This is a genomic window from Synechococcus sp. UW106 (genome assembly GCF_900474015.1).
GTDB lineage: Bacteria > Cyanobacteriota > Cyanobacteriia > PCC-6307 > Cyanobiaceae > Parasynechococcus.
This window is the reverse complement of the sequence record NZ_UCNV01000011.1, coordinates 39,812-55,866: the sequence shown is the minus strand read 5'-3', so window position 1 is coordinate 55,866 and position 16,055 is coordinate 39,812. Positions and strand designations below refer to the sequence as shown.

At 60.4% G+C, this 16,055-nt stretch carries 17 protein-coding genes; 6 read left to right on the top strand and 11 right to left on the bottom strand.

The window, feature by feature from the left end:
- Positions 1-46 precede the first annotated feature (46 nt).
- Positions 47-595 carry a bifunctional nuclease family protein gene (locus DXY30_RS11390; RefSeq protein ID WP_115024079.1) on the top strand — a complete coding sequence of 183 codons (549 nt, stop codon included), beginning with the start codon at positions 47-49 and terminating at the stop codon, positions 593-595.
- Positions 592-1,713, top strand: coding sequence for an aldo/keto reductase (locus DXY30_RS11385; RefSeq protein ID WP_115095058.1), 1,122 nt, complete (start codon positions 592-594; stop codon positions 1,711-1,713). Before DXY30_RS11390 ends, DXY30_RS11385 begins: the two co-directional genes overlap by 4 nt.
- Here the strand turns inward: DXY30_RS11385 and DXY30_RS11380 are convergent.
- The 5 genes from DXY30_RS11380 to topA are packed head-to-tail and all read right to left on the bottom strand — an operon-like array spanning position 1,702 to position 7,660.
- A complete protein-coding gene (locus DXY30_RS11380; protein ID WP_115095057.1) occupies positions 1,702-2,712 on the bottom strand; it encodes an ABC transporter substrate-binding protein in 1,011 nt (336 codons plus the stop codon). The genes DXY30_RS11385 and DXY30_RS11380 overlap by 12 nt on opposite strands.
- Positions 2,709-3,908, bottom strand: coding sequence for a nicotinate-nucleotide--dimethylbenzimidazole phosphoribosyltransferase (locus DXY30_RS11375; protein ID WP_115095056.1), 1,200 nt, complete (start codon positions 3,906-3,908; stop codon positions 2,709-2,711). The genes DXY30_RS11380 and DXY30_RS11375 overlap by 4 nt, the downstream gene beginning before the upstream one ends.
- Positions 3,880-4,533 carry a DUF2232 domain-containing protein gene (locus DXY30_RS11370; RefSeq protein ID WP_115095055.1) on the bottom strand — a complete coding sequence of 218 codons (654 nt, stop codon included), beginning with the start codon at positions 4,531-4,533 and terminating at the stop codon, positions 3,880-3,882. Before DXY30_RS11370 ends, DXY30_RS11375 begins: the two co-directional genes overlap by 29 nt.
- Positions 4,530-4,961, bottom strand: a complete 432-nt coding sequence (locus tag DXY30_RS11365) for a hypothetical protein (protein ID WP_115095054.1) — start codon at positions 4,959-4,961, stop codon at positions 4,530-4,532. Before DXY30_RS11365 ends, DXY30_RS11370 begins: the two co-directional genes overlap by 4 nt.
- Positions 4,961-7,660, bottom strand: coding sequence for a type I DNA topoisomerase (gene topA / locus DXY30_RS11360; RefSeq protein WP_115095053.1), 2,700 nt, complete (start codon positions 7,658-7,660; stop codon positions 4,961-4,963). The genes DXY30_RS11365 and topA overlap by 1 nt, the downstream gene beginning before the upstream one ends.
- Before the next feature lie 111 nt (positions 7,661-7,771).
- On the opposite strand from topA, the gene DXY30_RS11355 reads away from it, so the two are divergent.
- Genes DXY30_RS11355 through DXY30_RS11345 form a run of 3 tightly spaced genes read left to right on the top strand, consistent with a single transcriptional unit; the run spans position 7,772 to position 10,440 of the window.
- Positions 7,772-9,343 (top strand): NAD(P)H-quinone oxidoreductase subunit N, encoded by a 1,572-nt coding sequence (locus DXY30_RS11355; protein ID WP_115024090.1) that lies wholly within the window; start codon positions 7,772-7,774, stop codon positions 9,341-9,343.
- Positions 9,336-10,022, top strand: a complete 687-nt coding sequence (locus tag DXY30_RS11350; protein ID WP_115095052.1) for an ABC transporter ATP-binding protein — start codon at positions 9,336-9,338, stop codon at positions 10,020-10,022. Before DXY30_RS11355 ends, DXY30_RS11350 begins: the two co-directional genes overlap by 8 nt.
- 31 nt (positions 10,023-10,053) lie before the next feature.
- Entirely contained in the window at positions 10,054-10,440 is a 387-nt protein-coding gene (locus DXY30_RS11345; protein WP_115095051.1) for a response regulator, read from the top strand.
- Here the strand turns inward: DXY30_RS11345 and DXY30_RS11340 are convergent.
- Both DXY30_RS11340 and DXY30_RS11335 read right to left on the bottom strand, forming a co-directional pair.
- Complete coding sequence (locus DXY30_RS11340; RefSeq protein WP_115095050.1) at positions 10,382-11,572, bottom strand: PAS domain-containing sensor histidine kinase; 1,191 nt, start codon at positions 11,570-11,572, stop codon at positions 10,382-10,384. The two genes, DXY30_RS11345 and DXY30_RS11340, sit on opposite strands and share 59 nt — an antisense overlap.
- A gap of 15 nt (positions 11,573-11,587) precedes the next feature.
- On the bottom strand, positions 11,588-11,974 hold the full coding sequence (locus DXY30_RS11335; protein WP_115095049.1) for a PAS domain-containing protein: 387 nt from the start codon (positions 11,972-11,974) through the stop codon (positions 11,588-11,590).
- Between the two features lie 91 nt (positions 11,975-12,065).
- Here DXY30_RS11335 and DXY30_RS11330 point away from each other — a divergent pair, with 91 nt between their 5' ends.
- Positions 12,066-12,788: a response regulator transcription factor gene (locus DXY30_RS11330; RefSeq protein WP_115095048.1), complete on the top strand. Its 723-nt coding sequence runs from the start codon at positions 12,066-12,068 to the stop codon at positions 12,786-12,788.
- A 24-nt stretch (positions 12,789-12,812) separates the two neighbouring features.
- Here the strand turns inward: DXY30_RS11330 and DXY30_RS11325 are convergent, their stop codons facing one another.
- Genes DXY30_RS11325 through trxA form a run of 4 tightly spaced genes read right to left on the bottom strand, consistent with a single transcriptional unit; the run spans position 12,813 to position 16,015 of the window.
- Positions 12,813-13,703, bottom strand: a complete 891-nt coding sequence (locus DXY30_RS11325) for a M23 family metallopeptidase (protein WP_371638806.1) — start codon at positions 13,701-13,703, stop codon at positions 12,813-12,815.
- Positions 13,704-13,736: 33 nt separating this feature from the next.
- The gene (locus DXY30_RS11320) at positions 13,737-14,504 is read right to left on the bottom strand and encodes a biotin--[acetyl-CoA-carboxylase] ligase (RefSeq protein ID WP_115095189.1); all 768 of its coding nucleotides are present in this window, start codon (positions 14,502-14,504) and stop codon (positions 13,737-13,739) included.
- Between the two features lie 7 nt (positions 14,505-14,511).
- Positions 14,512-15,702, bottom strand: coding sequence for an aminotransferase class I/II-fold pyridoxal phosphate-dependent enzyme (locus tag DXY30_RS11315; RefSeq protein WP_115095047.1), 1,191 nt, complete (start codon positions 15,700-15,702; stop codon positions 14,512-14,514).
- Positions 15,689-16,015 (bottom strand): thioredoxin, encoded by a 327-nt coding sequence (gene trxA / locus DXY30_RS11310; protein ID WP_170951245.1) that lies wholly within the window; start codon positions 16,013-16,015, stop codon positions 15,689-15,691. The genes DXY30_RS11315 and trxA overlap by 14 nt, the downstream gene beginning before the upstream one ends.
- Positions 16,016-16,055: the final 40 nt, after the last annotated feature.

The window sequence follows — 16,055 nt, the reverse complement described above, 5'->3', positions numbered from 1 at the left end:
TCGCAGCGGCTACCTAGTCATAATCGGATAGAGCCACGCCGACGACATGGTCGAAATGAGCGTCGCCGGAATTGCCCTCGATGCCGCCAGCCGCACCCCCATGGTGCTCCTGCGGGATCCAAGCGGCCGACGTCAAGTTCCGATCTGGATCGACCAGGCCCAAGCCCACAACATCATGGCCGGCCTGCAGGGCGGAGCACCACCGCGGCCCCTCAGCCATGACCTGATGGCAGCTCTGCTGGTAGCCGGAGGGCTCGAGCTGGAGCGCGTGATTGTCCATGCAATCGAAGACAGCACCTTTCACGCAGTCTTGAAGCTGCGACCTGATCTGGACGAAGGGGAATTAGCCGAAGACGAAGCGCTGGAACTCATTGAAGTGGATGCCCGACCCAGCGACGCCATCGCGCTGGCGATCAGAACTGGGAGCAGCATTTGGATGCTGGAGGAAGTTGTAGCTGAAGCATCGATTCCGGTGGATGCGGAGGCCGATGCAGAAGATCAAAGTGCCTTCAGCCGTTTTGTCGACGACCTCAGCCCTGCCGCACTGGTGCGCCATCTGCGCAACCAAGACAACGAAGCCCCCTCGGAGGAGTGAAAACCCGCACCTTTGGTAGCGGCCGCCCCGTCAGCCTGTTCAGCCTGGGAACGATGCGAGCCCTCGACTCAGGGTCCCAGATGGCGGAGGTGCTCGACGCGGCAGCGGCAGCGGGGATCAACCACCTTGAAACCGCCCCTGCCTATGGACCTGCCGAACGTTTTCTGGGAGAGGCTCTTCGACAGAACACCCGGAGAACTTCGGACCACTGGGTGATCACCAGCAAACTGCTGCCGGGATTGACCTTTGAGGAAGGACAACGTCGCCTTGACCAGATCCTGGAGCGCCTGGGCTGCCAACACCTCGACAACCTTGCCGTCCATGGCATCAACCGGAAGGACCACCTTGACTGGGCTCTGGTGGGGCACGGTTCCAAACTTCTCGACTGGGCCCTCAACAGCGGCCGCGTCACCCAGGTGGGCTTCAGCAGCCATGGCAGCAATCCGCTGATCGATCTGGCGCTGCGCAGCCAGCGATTCACCTTCTGCAGCCTGCACTTGCATTGGCTTGACCCCAAGCGGCTGCCCTTAGCCCACTGGGCATTGAGCCATGGGCTTGGAGTCATGGCGATCTCCCCAGCAGACAAAGGAGGGCGCCTGCAGGCACCGAGCCCAACGCTGGTGGAGGACTGCACCCCGTTTGCGCCTTTGCAACTGGCCTACAGATTCCTGCTGTCGCAGGGCATCAGCACCCTGACTGTTGGTGCTGCCGTTCCCGATGATCTCCAACTCGCTGCAAGGCTGGCGCAAGCAGATGGCCCGCTCAACGATGCAGAGCAAAAGGCCTTATTCACGGCACAGGCCCGCCAGGAAGAACGGCTCGGCCAAGAGCAATGCAAACAGTGTCAGGCGTGCCTCCCCTGTCCAAAGCAGGTTCCGATTCCCGAACTGTTGCGTCTACGCAACCTGGCCATCGGCCATGAGCTCAACGCTTTTGCGCAGGAGCGTTACAACCTGATCGGCCGTGCAGGCCACTGGTGGGAAGAGCACGATGCCTCTGCCTGTGAACGCTGTGGGGAGTGCCTGCCCCGATGCCCACATCAACTGCCCATCCCTGATCTGCTGGCGGACACCCACCAACGGTTGGTGGCTTCACCGCGACGACGTCTATGGAGCTGAATCACTCCAGAGGCGTTCCAACTCCTCGCGCCCTTCCGGCGGCAGCGGCGGCAGCGACCAACAGCGTGACCAGGTGTCGGCGGGAGGAAACAGCAGGGGCTGGAGACGAGCAGGCAGAGCGTTTTGATCCGCCATTGCCCCCGGCATCGAATCTGACGACGTGATTGGGGCACGCCAGCCCAGCTGAATAAGGCGGCGGCGCAGGGGATCCCGCCAACCCTGTTCAACCCAGCCTTGGGGCACTGGCTCGCGGCTGGCTTCCGGTCGAAGCAGAACAGTCCAGTGCAAGGGTGCGCCGGATTTGGGCAGAACAGCCCGAAGACGCGGATCCCGTCTCAGCAGAGCAATGCAGCGGTTGAGCGGGAGAACAACCACCCGGGCATCGCCCTTGAGGAGCCAATTGCTGGCCTGACGATCATCAAAGGTGAGCACCTGTCGACGGAGCTGGCTCAAAGCCTGCCCCCCACCCAAATGGTCCGCCAGGCTCATCACCAGTCGGGGGCTGGCGGGCAGCACCACACGCCCTGCCAAGGCGGAATCCAGCAACAGGGGCCAACCCTCCTGCGCCACGGCCCCGTCATCCCGCAGCAACATCACCCAGGGACTAACGGCCAACGGCAACACCCGACCCTGCAGTTCCCCCAGCGCTTCCAGCAAAGACTTGGCCTGGCCATCCAATTGACGGAAAAGCGGTTCAGAAGCAATGGGTTGCAGCGTGTCAGGCGGGTGGGCGTCAAGCCACCCATCCCCCATCACCAGCAGATCGGCGCGCGCCCAATCCTGCGGCGTCCAGTCCTGCTGCGATGGAGCAAGCGTCAACCGCCATGGCTTGGGCAAGGCATCAGCCCACGGTTTCGGCAACACTCCAGCCGGGGCCATCAGGGTTGGAGCCGCTGTCGCCTGACGACAGCCGGCCAGCACGACTGACCCCGTCGCCCCGATCATCTGGAGCACATGGCGCCGGCTCAGGGAACCCAACCGCTCACTCCAGACGTTCATGGCGTTGACGTTACGGGGCGGTTGAGCAGCTGCTCCAAAGCACGCTCACAATCCCGCACCAGGTCGGAACAAGTGCATCCGCGCAGCTGGGCAAGCAGCAACAGTGCACCAGCCCCCACACCTTCTTTCACGTATCCCCGCTCATAATCAAGCAAAGGCTGATGGGTGCTGCTGTGAAAGCGAACGCCACAGGCCAGGACGGACAGCGAAGTATCCACAAGGCCTGCGGTGGCATCCACAAGCCCCCCCAAAGGGGACTGGCTCGTAGCAGCGGCTCCCTCATCAGCGAGCCAACCGGTTGTGCCGATGAGCACTTGAGACGCCAGGCGTTCCCGCTGGCTTGCAGGCAAAGCCTGCATCGCAAGAGCCAGAACAGCCAGCATCTGGCAACCCCCACCCAGCAACAGTGGTTGTCCCGACGACACGGCTCCCACCAACACCCCTGAGGCAAAGGCCTGAAAGGGGTCACCGACAGCGGCAAGAATCTGCTCGGGGGCAGGATGCGCGCCGAGAGATGCTCTTTGCAGCCCTCCCGTCACCAGCGCTTGCTTGAGCTGCTGAGGGGGGTGACGTGCACTGCCGCTGATCAGATGGGCGACCTCCACGCCGAGGGCCGTCAGCACCGCTTGAGCGGTTGTGGTCCCTCCCGGAACACATTCCGCGAGCACCAGGGGGCGTTGCAACCGCCTGCCCAAGAGCTCTCCACGTCGCCAAAGGTGCTGCACCCGCGGCAACGGCATCGCCGCTCCGCTCGACAGACACGCCGATGGCCCCTGATCCAGGGCTTCAATCTCCAGGTGGGGGAAATTGGGTCTCTGCGTTAAGCCGAGGGCCGCCACCTGCGGGTTCAACTTCAATCGGCGCGCCGCCACGTGGCTGAGCAGGGCGGGGGAGACACCAGCGGGCAGCGGCGGGAGAGGCCAACGGCGCTGCCCAGCCGGCCCGTGGATCAGGAGCTCTGCATCAGCAAGGGCCGTGAAGCGACGCGAGGCCGCAGTGGAGCCTGCGGCAGAGATTCCCTCATGCTCCGCCGTCTGCGTGGCAGCCAGCACCAATAACAGATCCACTAGTTGATCCCTGGACGTCCAAGGATGGAGGGACTCCTCATGCAGAGGGCTTGCTCCGAGACGTCCCAGCTGCTGACAGCCCTGGGGCAACACGGACGAATCAGAGGGGGTCGAGGGCAACGAGTCCATGCAGCAGCCTCGGAGGCTCCGGAATCGGTGATCGCAGGCGGGGAAAAATCCAGTACGCCAGAGCATGCAACGAAAGGACGTAGATGACCTCCTGAACCACCACCAAGAGAAGCGCCATCAACTGAACCTGGATTAGATCGGGGGTGATCGGAAGATGAAGCGCCACGATCACTCGGTCGAGCAGAGCAGAACCTGCACGGGTAATGACGACCCAGAGGTTTTCTCCCACCAGCAACGAGAGCACCACAACTCTGACCAGGAAGCCTGCTGTTCCAAGAACGACTCCGCCCGACCAGCTCAGCCACCAGCTGAAACCCCGGCACCAGCTCCAGCCCAGCCACAGTGATAGGAGCCCGTAAGGGAACAGCAGAAGTGGGCCACGCAATGGACCCATCAGCGCTGTGAGCAGCAGCACAGAAAGCAGCAGACCTTCGGCACCAGAGCGGCTGCCACGGCGCAACTGCAGCAGGATCAGTGGAAGAGGAAGGGCCAGGCGGAAGAGAGCACCACCCACCGGAAGGTAGTAAAGAGCCAGCCAAATCAGACCAGTCGCAGCAGCGAGATAAGCCCCCTCAACCAGCCTCAGTGCCTGCTGGCGACTCAACCGGGGGGATTCTGCGGTCATGGCTCGACCCGCTCAATCCGTTCAACCGCAAAGCCGACATCCGCCTCACGCAGAGCTCGGGTGACGGCCTCGGCAGGAGCCGCGGGATCGGCTCCTGCCAAACGGATGGTGATCCGGTAAGGCGCCTGGGGCAGACGTTGTGATGCAGTTGGCCGAGGTGTTGTCTCCTGCACTGTCTCCTGCGAATCCTGAGAAACAGGAGCGGAGATCGCTGGGGTTGGGGAGTTCGGCTCGGCAGGTGATGCAGCCTCAGGTGCCGATCCAGTGGAACGGTCCCCCGTTGGGCTGGTCTTGGAAGCCTGAACTGGCGCAACCTGCATCGGCCTGTCTTCAGGCGCCGCAAAGGACCGTTCCAACTGCTCGGCGACCGGTGTCCCTGCACAGGCCTGCAGAAGCCCTACGGGCAGCATCCAAAGCAGACGGGGCATCAGTTTTCAGCTGGCTTGATCACTCGCACCGCACTGGCCCTAAGACGACCGGTCTTTGTGGTGGCGGGGGGTTTTTTCGCCGCAGGCTTTTTGGCTGCTGGCTTCTTTGCCGCTGTTTTTTTGGCGGCGGTTTTGCGCGCGCCCTTTTTCGAGGCTGCCTTGGCGGCGAGCAGTTCTACCGCTTCCTCGAGGGTCACATCATCAGCACCCTTGCCTTCCGGCAGCGAAGCATTCACCTTGCCCTGCTTGACATAAAGGCCGTAGGGGCCGTCATAGACCTGAATCGTTTCATCACTACCATCCGGCTTGCCGAGGTCTTTAAGGGCGGTGCGTCCACCCCGACCACGTTTGGGCATAGCCAGCAACTCAAGAGCACGGCTCAGTCCCACCCCCAGAACATCGTCATCGCCCTTCAGGGATCGGTAGTCCTTCTCGCCCTTGCCCTTATCCCAAACCACGTAGGGGCCAAAGCGGCCCAACCCCGCCTGAATGCGCCCACCATCCGGGTGCTCGCCCAGAAGACGCGGCAACCGCAGCAGTCCAAGCGCATCCTCCAAGGTGAGGTCCTCAGGCTTCTGTCCCTTGGGAAGAGACGCGCGTTTGGGCTTGGGATTTTCATCACTCACCTGCCCCCGCTGCACATAAGGGCCGTACTGACCGAACAGCAGGTAGACCAGGTCACCTGTTTCGGGATCCTCGCCAATGGATTCGGGGCCGTCAGCCTTCTGCTTGAGGATCAGTTCGGCCTGATCTTCATCCAGATCAGCCGGGGTGATCTCCCGGGGCAAGGTGGCCTTGATCAGCTCCTCCTCACCATCGTCGCTGACGCGCTTGGCCTCCAAGTAGGCGCCAAAACGGCCGATGCGCACCACGGAGGACAAACCCTCGAGGTCGATGGTGCGGGATGCACCGGGATCGATGTCCCCTTCCCGCTGCTGAACCTGGGTTTCAAGACCCTCATCACCCTTATAAAAGCCCTCCAGATAGGGAAGCCACTGCACCTTGCCGTGGGAGATCTCATCCAGAGTGTTCTCCATCCGAGCGGTGAAGCTGGTATCGACCAGCTCGGGGAAATGCTCCTCCAGCAACGCCGTCACAGCAAAAGCGGTGAAGCTGGGGGTGAGTGCATTGCCCAGGAGCGTGGCGTAACCACGATCAACGATCGTTCCGATGATCGAGGCGTAGGTCGACGGCCGACCGATGCCCTCTTTTTCCAGCATCTTCACGAGGGAAGCCTCGCTGAACCGTGCCGGGGGTTGGGTCTGATGACCCAGCGGCTCAACAGCCTTCGGCTTTGGTGCATCCCCAACGCTCAGCGCCGGCAACAACACTTCCTGACCTTCAAGTGCTGCATCCGGATCATCACTTCCCTCCACGTAGGCACGGAAGAAACCGGGGAAGTCAATGCGCTTGCCGCTGGATCGGAAACTGGCTTCTCCTGAACTGAGATCCACCGACAGCATCGTCAGCCTTGCTTCGGCCATCTGACTGGCAACGGTGCGCTTCCAGATCAGTTCGTAGACCGCCAGGTCTCTCCCATCGAGGCCGGTTTCGCCGGGGGTGCGGAAGCTTTCGCCTGAGGGACGAATCGCTTCGTGAGCCTCCTGGGCGTTGCGGGCTTTGGTGCTGAATTGCCGCGGCCCCTTGCTCAGATACTCCTTGCCGTAAAGGCTCTCAACACAGCTGCGCGATGCATTGATCGCTTGATCAGACAAATGCACCGAGTCGGTGCGCATGTAAGTGATGAAGCCCCGTTCGTAGAGGCCCTGGGCACAGCGCATGGTTTCCCGCGCTGAGAGCCGCAGTTTGCGATTGGCCTCCTGTTGAAGAGTGCTCGTGGTGAAGGGGGGCACAGGCTTGCGCACGGTGGGCTTCTCCTCCACCGCATCCACCGTCCAGGCGTTCGATCGCACGGTTTCAGCCAACGCCTTGGCCTCGCTCTCACTGAGCAGCCGAACGACACTGCCCGCCTTCAGCCCACCGGTGCTTTCATCAAAATCGTTGCCGGTGGCAATGCGCTGTCCACCCACATGAGTGAGCTTGGCCTCAAAGGCACTGCCCGACTGCTCGAGCTTGGCCTTGAGGTCCCAGTAACTTCCGCTGCGGAAGGCCCTGCGGGCCCGCTCCCGTTGCACCAGAAGCCGAACCGCAACGGACTGCACACGTCCGGCGGAGAGCCCCCAGGCCACCTTTTTCCAGAGGAGAGGAGAAAGGGTGTAACCCACAAGCCGATCGAGGATGCGCCTGGTCTCCTGGGCGTGGACCAGCTCCATATCGAGATCGCGGGTCTGATCAAGCGCTTTGCCGATGGCTTCCTTGGTGATTTCGTGGAACACCATCCGCTTCACAGGCACCTTTGGAGCCAAAAGCTGCAGCAGGTGCCAGCTAATGCTCTCTCCTTCCCGGTCTTCGTCCGTTGCCAGCAGCAACTGATCAGCACCCTTGAGGGCGTCTTTCAACTCACGAACCACTTTTTTCTTGTCCTTCGGGACCACATACAGCGGATCAAAATCCGCTTCCGTATTCACGCCAAGGTTGGCCCACTTCTGCCCTTTGGCAGATGCCGGAATCTCGCTGGCGTTGTTGGGAAGGTCGCGGACATGCCCCATAGAGGCTTCAACTTTGAATCCCTTGGGAAGGAAGCCACGGATGGTCTTGGCCTTCGTGGGGCTTTCAACGATGACGAGGGTGTGCGCCACTAGCGGCAAGTGAACCGTTCCTCTTCTTTATCGCACCAAGCATCTCTCTGCATGTCCGTCTGCGCGTCAAGCGCCGCTACAGTCGCCGCAGCGCAACGGTTCCAGGCTGCCATGCCCGACATGGGTGCATTCCTGCTCGCCACCCAGGCCATGGCCGCCCCTGGTGAGCTGCTGAATCTCTCTCTCAATGCCTCCGCTGTACTGCCTGAAGGTGCAGTGCTGCTGGCGATGATTGCCACCCTCTTGGTGGACCTGGCCGGTGAAAAGGTCGCCACACGCTGGGTACCCCCGATTTGCTATCTCGGCCTGGGCAGCTCCCTTGTCCTGCTGGCCTTGCAGTGGAATGCGCCCCTCGAGCCCTCGTTCCTCGGGGCCTTTCTCGCCGACAACCTTGCTGTGGCCTTCAGGGCTGTCATCGCCCTCTCCACCCTGCTGTCGCTGCTGATCAGCTGGCGCTACGCCGAGAAGAGCGGTACGCCTGTTGGCGAATACGCAGCCATCCTTCTCGCCGCCACACTCGGCGCGATGTTGCTTTGCGGCGCAACAGATCTGGTGAGTGTGTTCATTTCACTGGAAACGCTCTCGGTAGCCAGCTACCTGCTGTCGGGCTACATGAAGCGGGATGCCCGCAGCTCCGAAGCAGCGCTCAAATATTTATTGGTGGGTTCGGCAGCTGCGGCTGTTTTTCTCTATGGCTCCTCTTTGCTGTACGGCCTAAGCGGCAGCACAAGCCTCGACACCATCGGACTCGCCCTGCAGACCAGCACCACTCCTCTCGCCGCCTTGGCATTGGTGTTTGTACTGGCCACAGTTGCCTTCAAGATCGCTGCTGTTCCCTTCCACCAGTGGACTCCTGACGTCTACGAGGGCTCTCCAACCCCTGTGGTGGCTTTCCTTTCCGTGGGCTCCAAAGCTGCGGGCTTTGCGTTGGCGCTCCGCATCCTCGTTGGCTGTTTTGGTGCCTTCGATGGCCAGTGGAAGCTGTTATTCACAGTGCTGGCCGTTCTGAGCATGACCCTCGGAAACGTGGTGGCTCTGGCACAGACCTCAATGAAGCGAATGCTGGCCTACAGCTCCATCGGCCAGGCCGGCTTCGTGATGATCGGCATGGTCTGCGGCACCGAAGACGGTTTCGCCGCGATGGTTCTGTATATGGCGGCGTACCTGTTTATGAACCTCGGGGCCTTTGCCTGCATCATTCTCTTCTCCATCCGTACGGGCAGTGATCGGATTTCGGATTACGCAGGCCTCTACCAAAAAGATCCCCTCATCACTCTTGGCCTGAGCCTCTGTTTGCTCTCCCTGGGTGGAATCCCACCGATGCTTGGTTTCTTCGGAAAGATCTATCTGTTCTTTGCCGGTTGGGCGAACCACCAATACCTGTTGGTGGTGGTGGGTCTGGTCACTTCTGTGGTCTCGATTTACTACTACATCTCCGTCATCAAGATGATGGTGGTGAAGGAGCCCCAAGAAGCTTCCGATGTCGTCAAGGCCTACCCAGAGGTCAACTGGTCCTTGATGGGCATGCAGCCTCTGCGTGTTGCTCTGATTGGGTGTGTAGCGATCACCGCTGTTGGAGGGATCCTCTCCAACCCCCTCTTCCAGTGGGCCAACACAGCAGTTTCAGGCACACCACTGCTGCAGCAAGCCATCGCTCTGTCCAGCTTGAAAGGCCTTGGCTAAGGGATCAAAAGCGGCAGTCGCTGAACTCAATGAAATCAGCAAGATCTATGGATCAGGTGATCTCGAGGTCAAAGCACTTGATCAACTGAATCTCACCGTCCGTGAGGGGGATTACCTCGCGGTGATGGGAGCCAGTGGATCCGGAAAAAGCACGGCGATGAATATTCTTGGCTGTCTCGACCGGCCCACTTGTGGGACTTACCGGCTGAATGGAGTGGCCGTTGAACAGTTGGACGACGATGCCCTCGCGGACGTCCGTAACAGCTCGCTTGGATTTGTCTTTCAGCAGTTCCATCTCCTCGGTCATGCCAGCGCCATGGAGAATGTGATGCTGCCGATGATCTACGCGGGAGTTCCGAAGGACGAACGCATTGAGCGCGCCCAAGCGGCCCTAAGCCGCGTTGGCCTGGCGCAGCGTCTTGAGAACAAGCCCAACCAGCTGTCCGGAGGGCAGCAACAACGAGTGGCCATCGCCAGAGCCATTATCAATCGCCCCAGCCTTCTGCTGGCGGACGAACCCACTGGCGCCCTGGATTCCAGCACCACCGCTGAGGTGCTGGAGCTGTTTGATGAACTTCACCAGCAGGGCATCACCCTGGTGATGGTCACCCATGAGGACGATGTTGCGGCCCGAGCGCAGCGGATTGCGCAATTCCAGGATGGTCGGGTGCTCAGGTGATGATCACAATGAGTGCAATGCTGCAGTGGTAATGGAGGAGACCCCTAAGGCTCTTCGTGTTGCACTCGTTGAAGATGACCCACGCATTCAGCAGCTGATCTGCGCTGAAATCACCGATGAGGGGCACGACTGCACCAGCTTCGGTTCCGCAGAAGATTTCCTCAACACAGCAGGCTCCGACAACTTTGATCTGGTGCTGTTGGACCTCATGCTGCCGGGCATGGACGGCTTGACCTGTCTGAAACAGCTGCAGCTGAAGGCAGCCTCAGGACCAGCCCAAAGGGTGGTGATCGTGACAGCTCTCAATGATGACGACAAGCGACGCGAGGCTTTCTCCAACGGAGCAGAGGCCTACGTGCTTAAGCCGGATCTGTTCGAACAGCTGCCGCAACTGCTCCGGATGCCGTCGATGTCCTGAGCCTGAGAAGCAACCGCACGATCGTGGATGTTCCTTGCGATGAAGACTGCTGGTGGAGGGTCAGCATTCCTCCACACCCACTAACCAGTTCGCGCGCCAAGGCGAGCCCCAAACCAGGGCCCTCCACCTTGTGGCCATCCCGATCAGGCTTGCCCCGGAAAAAAGGTGACGACCACCGTTCCAGATCCTCGGAAGCCACAGGGGCATCAAGGCTTTGACTGGTGAACTCCAGGATGCAGTGGTCCAGCCCATCGCCCCCAGCAAGGTTGAGCTCAATCGGCATAGAGCGATCGCCGTGCTGGCGAGCATTGTCGAGCAACTGATCCAACGCCAGCATCAAGGCCCTTGGATCGGTTTGGACCACCACGTCATCCCCGCATTCCAGACCCTGCAGCGTGAGATGCGGAGCCAACTCCAGGGAGGCGTCATACCAGCGCTGGAGCAGAGGCCCCAAGGGGTGGTCGCCACAGCAGACCAGATCCGGATCCACCTCCAGGCGCGTGAGCAGCGAGAGATGACCGAGCAACTTCTGAATCCGGGCCATTTCCTCTCGGGCCATCGTGAGGCGGGAGCTAACTGCGTTGGGAAGGTTCTTCAACCGAGCCATCCGTTGCAGATTTCCGCTCACGATTGCCAGGGGCGTGCGCAGCTCGTGGGTCAGATCGGTCATGAAGCGCTGCTGCTGAACCAGAGCCCGTTCCTCAGGGCTGAGGTCGCGCAACGACAGCAACAGGAACGACGACTGAATCAACTCGACCGGCCGCCAACGCAACAACTGCACCTGTGAACCATCTCCATCCCGAGACAGCACATGACAACGACTCTCTCCAGAGGTTCGCGGCAAAGGCATCTGAGGATCCAACAGCTGAAGAGCTGTCTTGGCGTGAGCATCCAAGGGCCTGAGCTTCAGAACATCAGCCAGGGTTTGATTGACCACCTGAATCGGAACCCCTCCCACGAACAGTTCAGCAGAGGCTTGATTGGCCCAATGGATCCTGCGATCCACATCGACGATCACCATGGCTTCGCTGGCCGCATCGAAAGCGACCTGCAGCATTCCAAGGGACTGCCGCAATTGCGCGATCAGTTCACTGTCACTTGAGGATGACGAAGAGGAGGCTGAGCTGTTCATGCCAGACGGCTCATCTCAGCTCGATTCCATCAAGGGTCGCAGCGTTGCTGCAAACGACCAGCTGCCGTCATCGTGTTTCTCAGCCACGATGAAATGTTCACTCTCAATGGCATGGCCATCCGAGCAAAACGTTGCCAGTTTCAACGGGTGATTCAGCACCTTCGACACCTCCGTCAGTTTGAAACGAGCAAACCCGGCGTGATGGGAATCGCGAAAGCTTGGAGGCAGGATCAGACCGAGGGATTGACCGAGTAGAGCTGCTTCGGTCCAGCCATAAACGGCCTTAAAAGGTTCGTTGATTTCCTGCACGATTCCCGAAGCATCAGCACGAACAAACGGGAGGTCTTCCTGCTCTCGAAGTGCTCGGATTCGATCCTGTGTCCAGGCTCCTGGTGACGACATCCCGAAAAGCAGCCAATTTCAATGTAGGGGCAAAATCCTTGAAATTACTTTCTGTGCCTAGAGTGGGGTGAGGTTTTGAGGCCGGAGGTCACTGGAATCCCAGCCCCGTCTCCGTGTCCTTCTTGTTGACGACGAACACAAACTGACCGATCTGCTTCGTCTAGAGCTTGATGTTGAGGGATATGACGTTGATGTCGCTTCTGATGGAGCGAGCGGCCTGATCCGCAGCCGCTCCGAACCTGCTCCCGACCTGATCATCCTTGATTGGAACTTGCCGGACTTCAGCGGCATCGACATCTGTCAGCGCATCCGAGCCGGGGGAATCACCATCCCAATCCTGATGCTCACAGGGCACGACGAAATCACCGATCGGGTCAAAGCTCTGGATGCCGGTGTTGATGATTACCTGGTCAAACCCTTTTCCATCGACGAATTGATGGCACGGCTGCGTGCAATGCACCGCCGCGCTGAAACATTCTCAGGGCCTGCCAATGGATCCGACGTCAACGAAGTTCTTCAGGTCGCCGACCTCTCCATGAACACCCGGACCCGGGATGTGAATCGTGGCGATCGAGCCATCAAACTGTCCGTGAAGGAATACGACCTGCTCAATTTCCTGATGCGAGGTGCCGGCAGGGTGCTTGAACGTCAGGAGATCATGCATGGGGTCTGGGGAGAAAACTTTTATGGAGACGACAACCTCCTCGATGTCTACATCCGCTATCTGCGTCAAAAAGTCGAACTGGACGATGCTCCAGCCCTGATCCACACCGTCCGCGGCGTTGGATTCATCCTCAGGGAACAATCGAGCTGAGAACTGTTTTTCGCTCAGGTGCCCTTAAGGCTGCTGCCGTTCAAGGCTGCGCAACACCTGGCCAAGCAGCACCGAGACAGGATCATTTTCGAGACTCATCACAGAGGACAAATCCAAATCCCCTGGATCAACGGCCTGCCAACCAGCCCGCGATGGTGTGCGCAACTCGAAATGCAGATGCGGACCCGTGCTTAGGCCTGTGCTGCCAACACGTCCAATCACCTCTCCCTGGCGCACCTGCTGACCGGGTCGTACGTAGATCTCCGAGAGGTGGCCATAGAGCGTGCGACGCAATGGATCGGCATGTTCCAGTTCGATGGCGACGCCATAGCCCCCTGCAAGACCACTGGTTAAAACCTGGCCCGAGAGAGCCGCCACGACAGGAGTCCCCTCAGGTGCCGCGAAATCCCGACCGGCATGCATCAGCCAACTCCCCAGGATGGGATGCAGACGCCAGCCAAACCCACTGCTTTTGAAGGCGTCTCCAGCGACAGGGAAGAGCAGTCGGCTATCGCCATTTCCAGGGCTTGGCAGAGGACGCGGCGTGACCGCAAAGACGGATTCCAACCGGAATCTGCCGCCATCGCGGGCGAGAAGCGCTGACACGGGAATACGCAGCGGCCGCTTGGAGGGGATCAAGCGAACACGGGCAGAGGATGGTGCCCCAGGCGAACGCCTAGCCACACCGGAGGCACACTCACGACGCGACAGAGCCCCACTGCGACAGGCGTCTTCGAAACGGCTGGGGCCCATGGGAACCGCTGGAGCACCACCGCGCTGGAGCATCTTGCGCTCCTGGGGAGTGATCACCCGTTGGCGCTCCAGAGCATCAAGAGACTGGTCAAAACCCTGAGCAGCCGCTGGTGGGATCAGCATCCAGATCGCCGCTAACCAGCTCAGCACTGGATGAGACATCGTCTAGGAAAATCCTATGGACGGCGGTGCAACTCAGGGCCAGCGTCGCCAGCTTTCGGTCCTTGAACCCTGACGCAACCGAAGAGCACCATCGTTTTCAAGACCAGTGATTTGCCAGATCTGACCATCCTGAGGATGAAGGAGCTGATCCGACCAGAGACGGGCCTGAACTCCATCGATGCACCAGGCACCATCGCCTCCAAGGCCGTGACAGTGATCCAAGGCAAGCAGGACCTCCGCTGTCCAACGGGTCGGATCCGCAGCCTGCTGCCCTTCAAGCCTCCGCAGGGCAATGCCCTCACCAGGAACAGGATTCCGCACATTCAGGCCCAGTCCGATGCGCAGCAAACGCAGCTGGGAACCACGCTGCACCACCCCCGGAAGAAGACCGGCCAATTTGCGACCCCGAACCAGCAGGTCATTGGGCCATTTGATCTGAATCGAAAGGCCCCGCCGCTCAAGCCGTTGCGTCACTGACAGTGCCAGCGCCAAGCCAAGGAGACCGGCTTGACCAGACGCATGACTCCTCCAGGGCAAAGCGGCACTGATCCAGACACCACCTTCAGGGGAAAGCCAGGTTCGACCCAACTGGCCAACTCCCCTGCGCTGGTGGGTGGCGATCACAGCGCGCGGCCCCGTCAACGAGGGCTGATCCCGCAACCAACCCGCCAGCAAGTCCTCTGTACTGCTGCACACAGGCACCCGACGAATGGTCCATGGGCGCGCTGATGAACCTGCGATACGGCGGTAGATCGCCAATAAACGACCACCACCCCGTTGAGGGCGTCGATGCTGGGTCATCCATCGATCAGTCATCCATTGCATCCGCAAGACGCGATGCGACCTCCACCAGTTCGTTGACGGGCCGCACCAGCGCCATACGCAGCCACTGGCGGCCGCCGGCACCGAAACCCGACCCTGGGGTTAGCGCGACACCGCTGCGCTGGAGAAGTTCCCTGGCGGCATCCTCATCATTCCAGCCCTGACGACGGGCCGCGGCAGGCAAGGGGAACCACAGGTACATCGCCATCTCTGGACATGGAACCGACCATCCACGTGCCGTGAGGGTCTCCACCACACGATCCCTGCGCTCGCGATAGATCGGATGCAACTGCTGCGGCCAATCGGGGAAGGCTTGCAACGCCTTGATCGCACCGTGCTGGAGAGCCAGGCTCTGATTGAAATCGATGACAGCCTTGGTGCGACGCAATGCGGCAATCACTGGTGCTGCGCCAACCGCGAAACCCAGCCTGAACCCTCCAAGGCACCAGCCCTTCGACAGGGAGAAAAATTCAATGCCAGACGCCCTCCACTTCGGAGCCTGCAACAGGCAGGGAGGCTGGCCATCCAAGGCGAGATCGACATAGGGATTGTCGTGAGCAATCACCACGTCGTGCCGGGCACCGGTGGACATGATGCGGTTGAGGTCTTCCTGATCCCCGACCCTCGCTGAAGGGTTGTGGGGATAGCCCAGCACGAACAACTTGAGCTGATCCCAGAGCTGGGAGGTGAGGCCCGTCAAATCCGGTCGCCAATCCTGTTCCGGGGAAAGCGGCAAGGCCTTGGTACTAGCTGCCGCAAGATGCAGCCCACCGGTGTGGGATGGATAACAGGGGTCCAGATGCAGGGCAGCGTCACCTGGATCGAGCACCGCCAGCGGCAGATGGGCGGTTCCTTCCTGGGATCCCACCAGGAACTGAACCTCCTGCTCGGGATCCACAGCAACATCGAAGCGATGGCGACACCAGTCCGCGACGGCGGCATGCAGAGGCCTCAGACCGGTCTGAAGGCAATAGGAGCCGCTGCTGGGATCCATGACCGCTGAGGCCATCGTTTCCAGCAGGGCCGTGGGTGGCCGAAGATCGGACGATCCGATGGATAGATCCACCAGATCTGGACGCTCAGATGACGACGCCTGGACCCGATAAGCATGCTTGGCAGCATCAACGCGGGCGAAAACGGCGTTACCCAGCGACGCGAGCCGCTTAGAGGTTGGCATCCAGGAAGGACTGCAGCTGCGCTTTGGCAATGGCACCTTCATGCCGCGCCACCACCTCACCGTCGCGGTAGAGGATCAGCGTGGGAATCCCTTGCACCTGATAGGCGTCACGGGTATTCGGATTGGCATCAACTTCGATCTTGCCAACGCTCAGGCGATCGCCATAGGCATCAGCGACCCAATCCATAAGAGGGGCGATCAGTCGACAGGGACCACACCAGGCAGCCCAATAGTCCACAAGGACAGTGCCGGAAGCCTTCAGCACTTCACTTTCAAAACCAGCGTCGGTGAAATCGGCAACAGCTCCAGCCAAGGCACTCAAATGACTGATCAGATCCTATGGAAAACCGGAT

Bases quoted from the DNA above. Each gene is read 5' to 3' on its own strand.
- DXY30_RS11315 (WP_115095047.1), bottom strand. From the start codon at position 15,702: ATGCCAACCTCTAAGCGGCTCGCGTCGCTGGGTAACGCCGTTTTCGCC.
- DXY30_RS11375 (WP_115095056.1), bottom strand. From the start codon at position 3,908: ATGGACTCGTTGCCCTCGACCCCCTCTGATTCGTCCGTGTTGCCCCAG.
- DXY30_RS11345 (WP_115095051.1), top strand. From the start codon at position 10,054: ATGGAGGAGACCCCTAAGGCTCTTCGTGTTGCACTCGTTGAAGATGAC.
- DXY30_RS11320 (WP_115095189.1), bottom strand. From the start codon at position 14,504: ATGACCCAGCATCGACGCCCTCAACGGGGTGGTGGTCGTTTATTGGCG.
- DXY30_RS11365 (WP_115095054.1), bottom strand. From the start codon at position 4,961: ATGCCCCGTCTGCTTTGGATGCTGCCCGTAGGGCTTCTGCAGGCCTGT.
- DXY30_RS11325 (WP_371638806.1), bottom strand. From the start codon at position 13,703: ATGTCTCATCCAGTGCTGAGCTGGTTAGCGGCGATCTGGATGCTGATC.
- DXY30_RS11380 (WP_115095057.1), bottom strand. From the start codon at position 2,712: ATGAACGTCTGGAGTGAGCGGTTGGGTTCCCTGAGCCGGCGCCATGTG.
- DXY30_RS11340 (WP_115095050.1), bottom strand. From the start codon at position 11,572: ATGAACAGCTCAGCCTCCTCTTCGTCATCCTCAAGTGACAGTGAACTG.
- DXY30_RS11390 (WP_115024079.1), top strand. From the start codon at position 47: ATGGTCGAAATGAGCGTCGCCGGAATTGCCCTCGATGCCGCCAGCCGC.
- DXY30_RS11370 (WP_115095055.1), bottom strand. From the start codon at position 4,533: ATGACCGCAGAATCCCCCCGGTTGAGTCGCCAGCAGGCACTGAGGCTG.
- DXY30_RS11355 (WP_115024090.1), top strand. From the start codon at position 7,772: ATGCCCGACATGGGTGCATTCCTGCTCGCCACCCAGGCCATGGCCGCC.
- DXY30_RS11335 (WP_115095049.1), bottom strand. From the start codon at position 11,974: ATGTCGTCACCAGGAGCCTGGACACAGGATCGAATCCGAGCACTTCGA.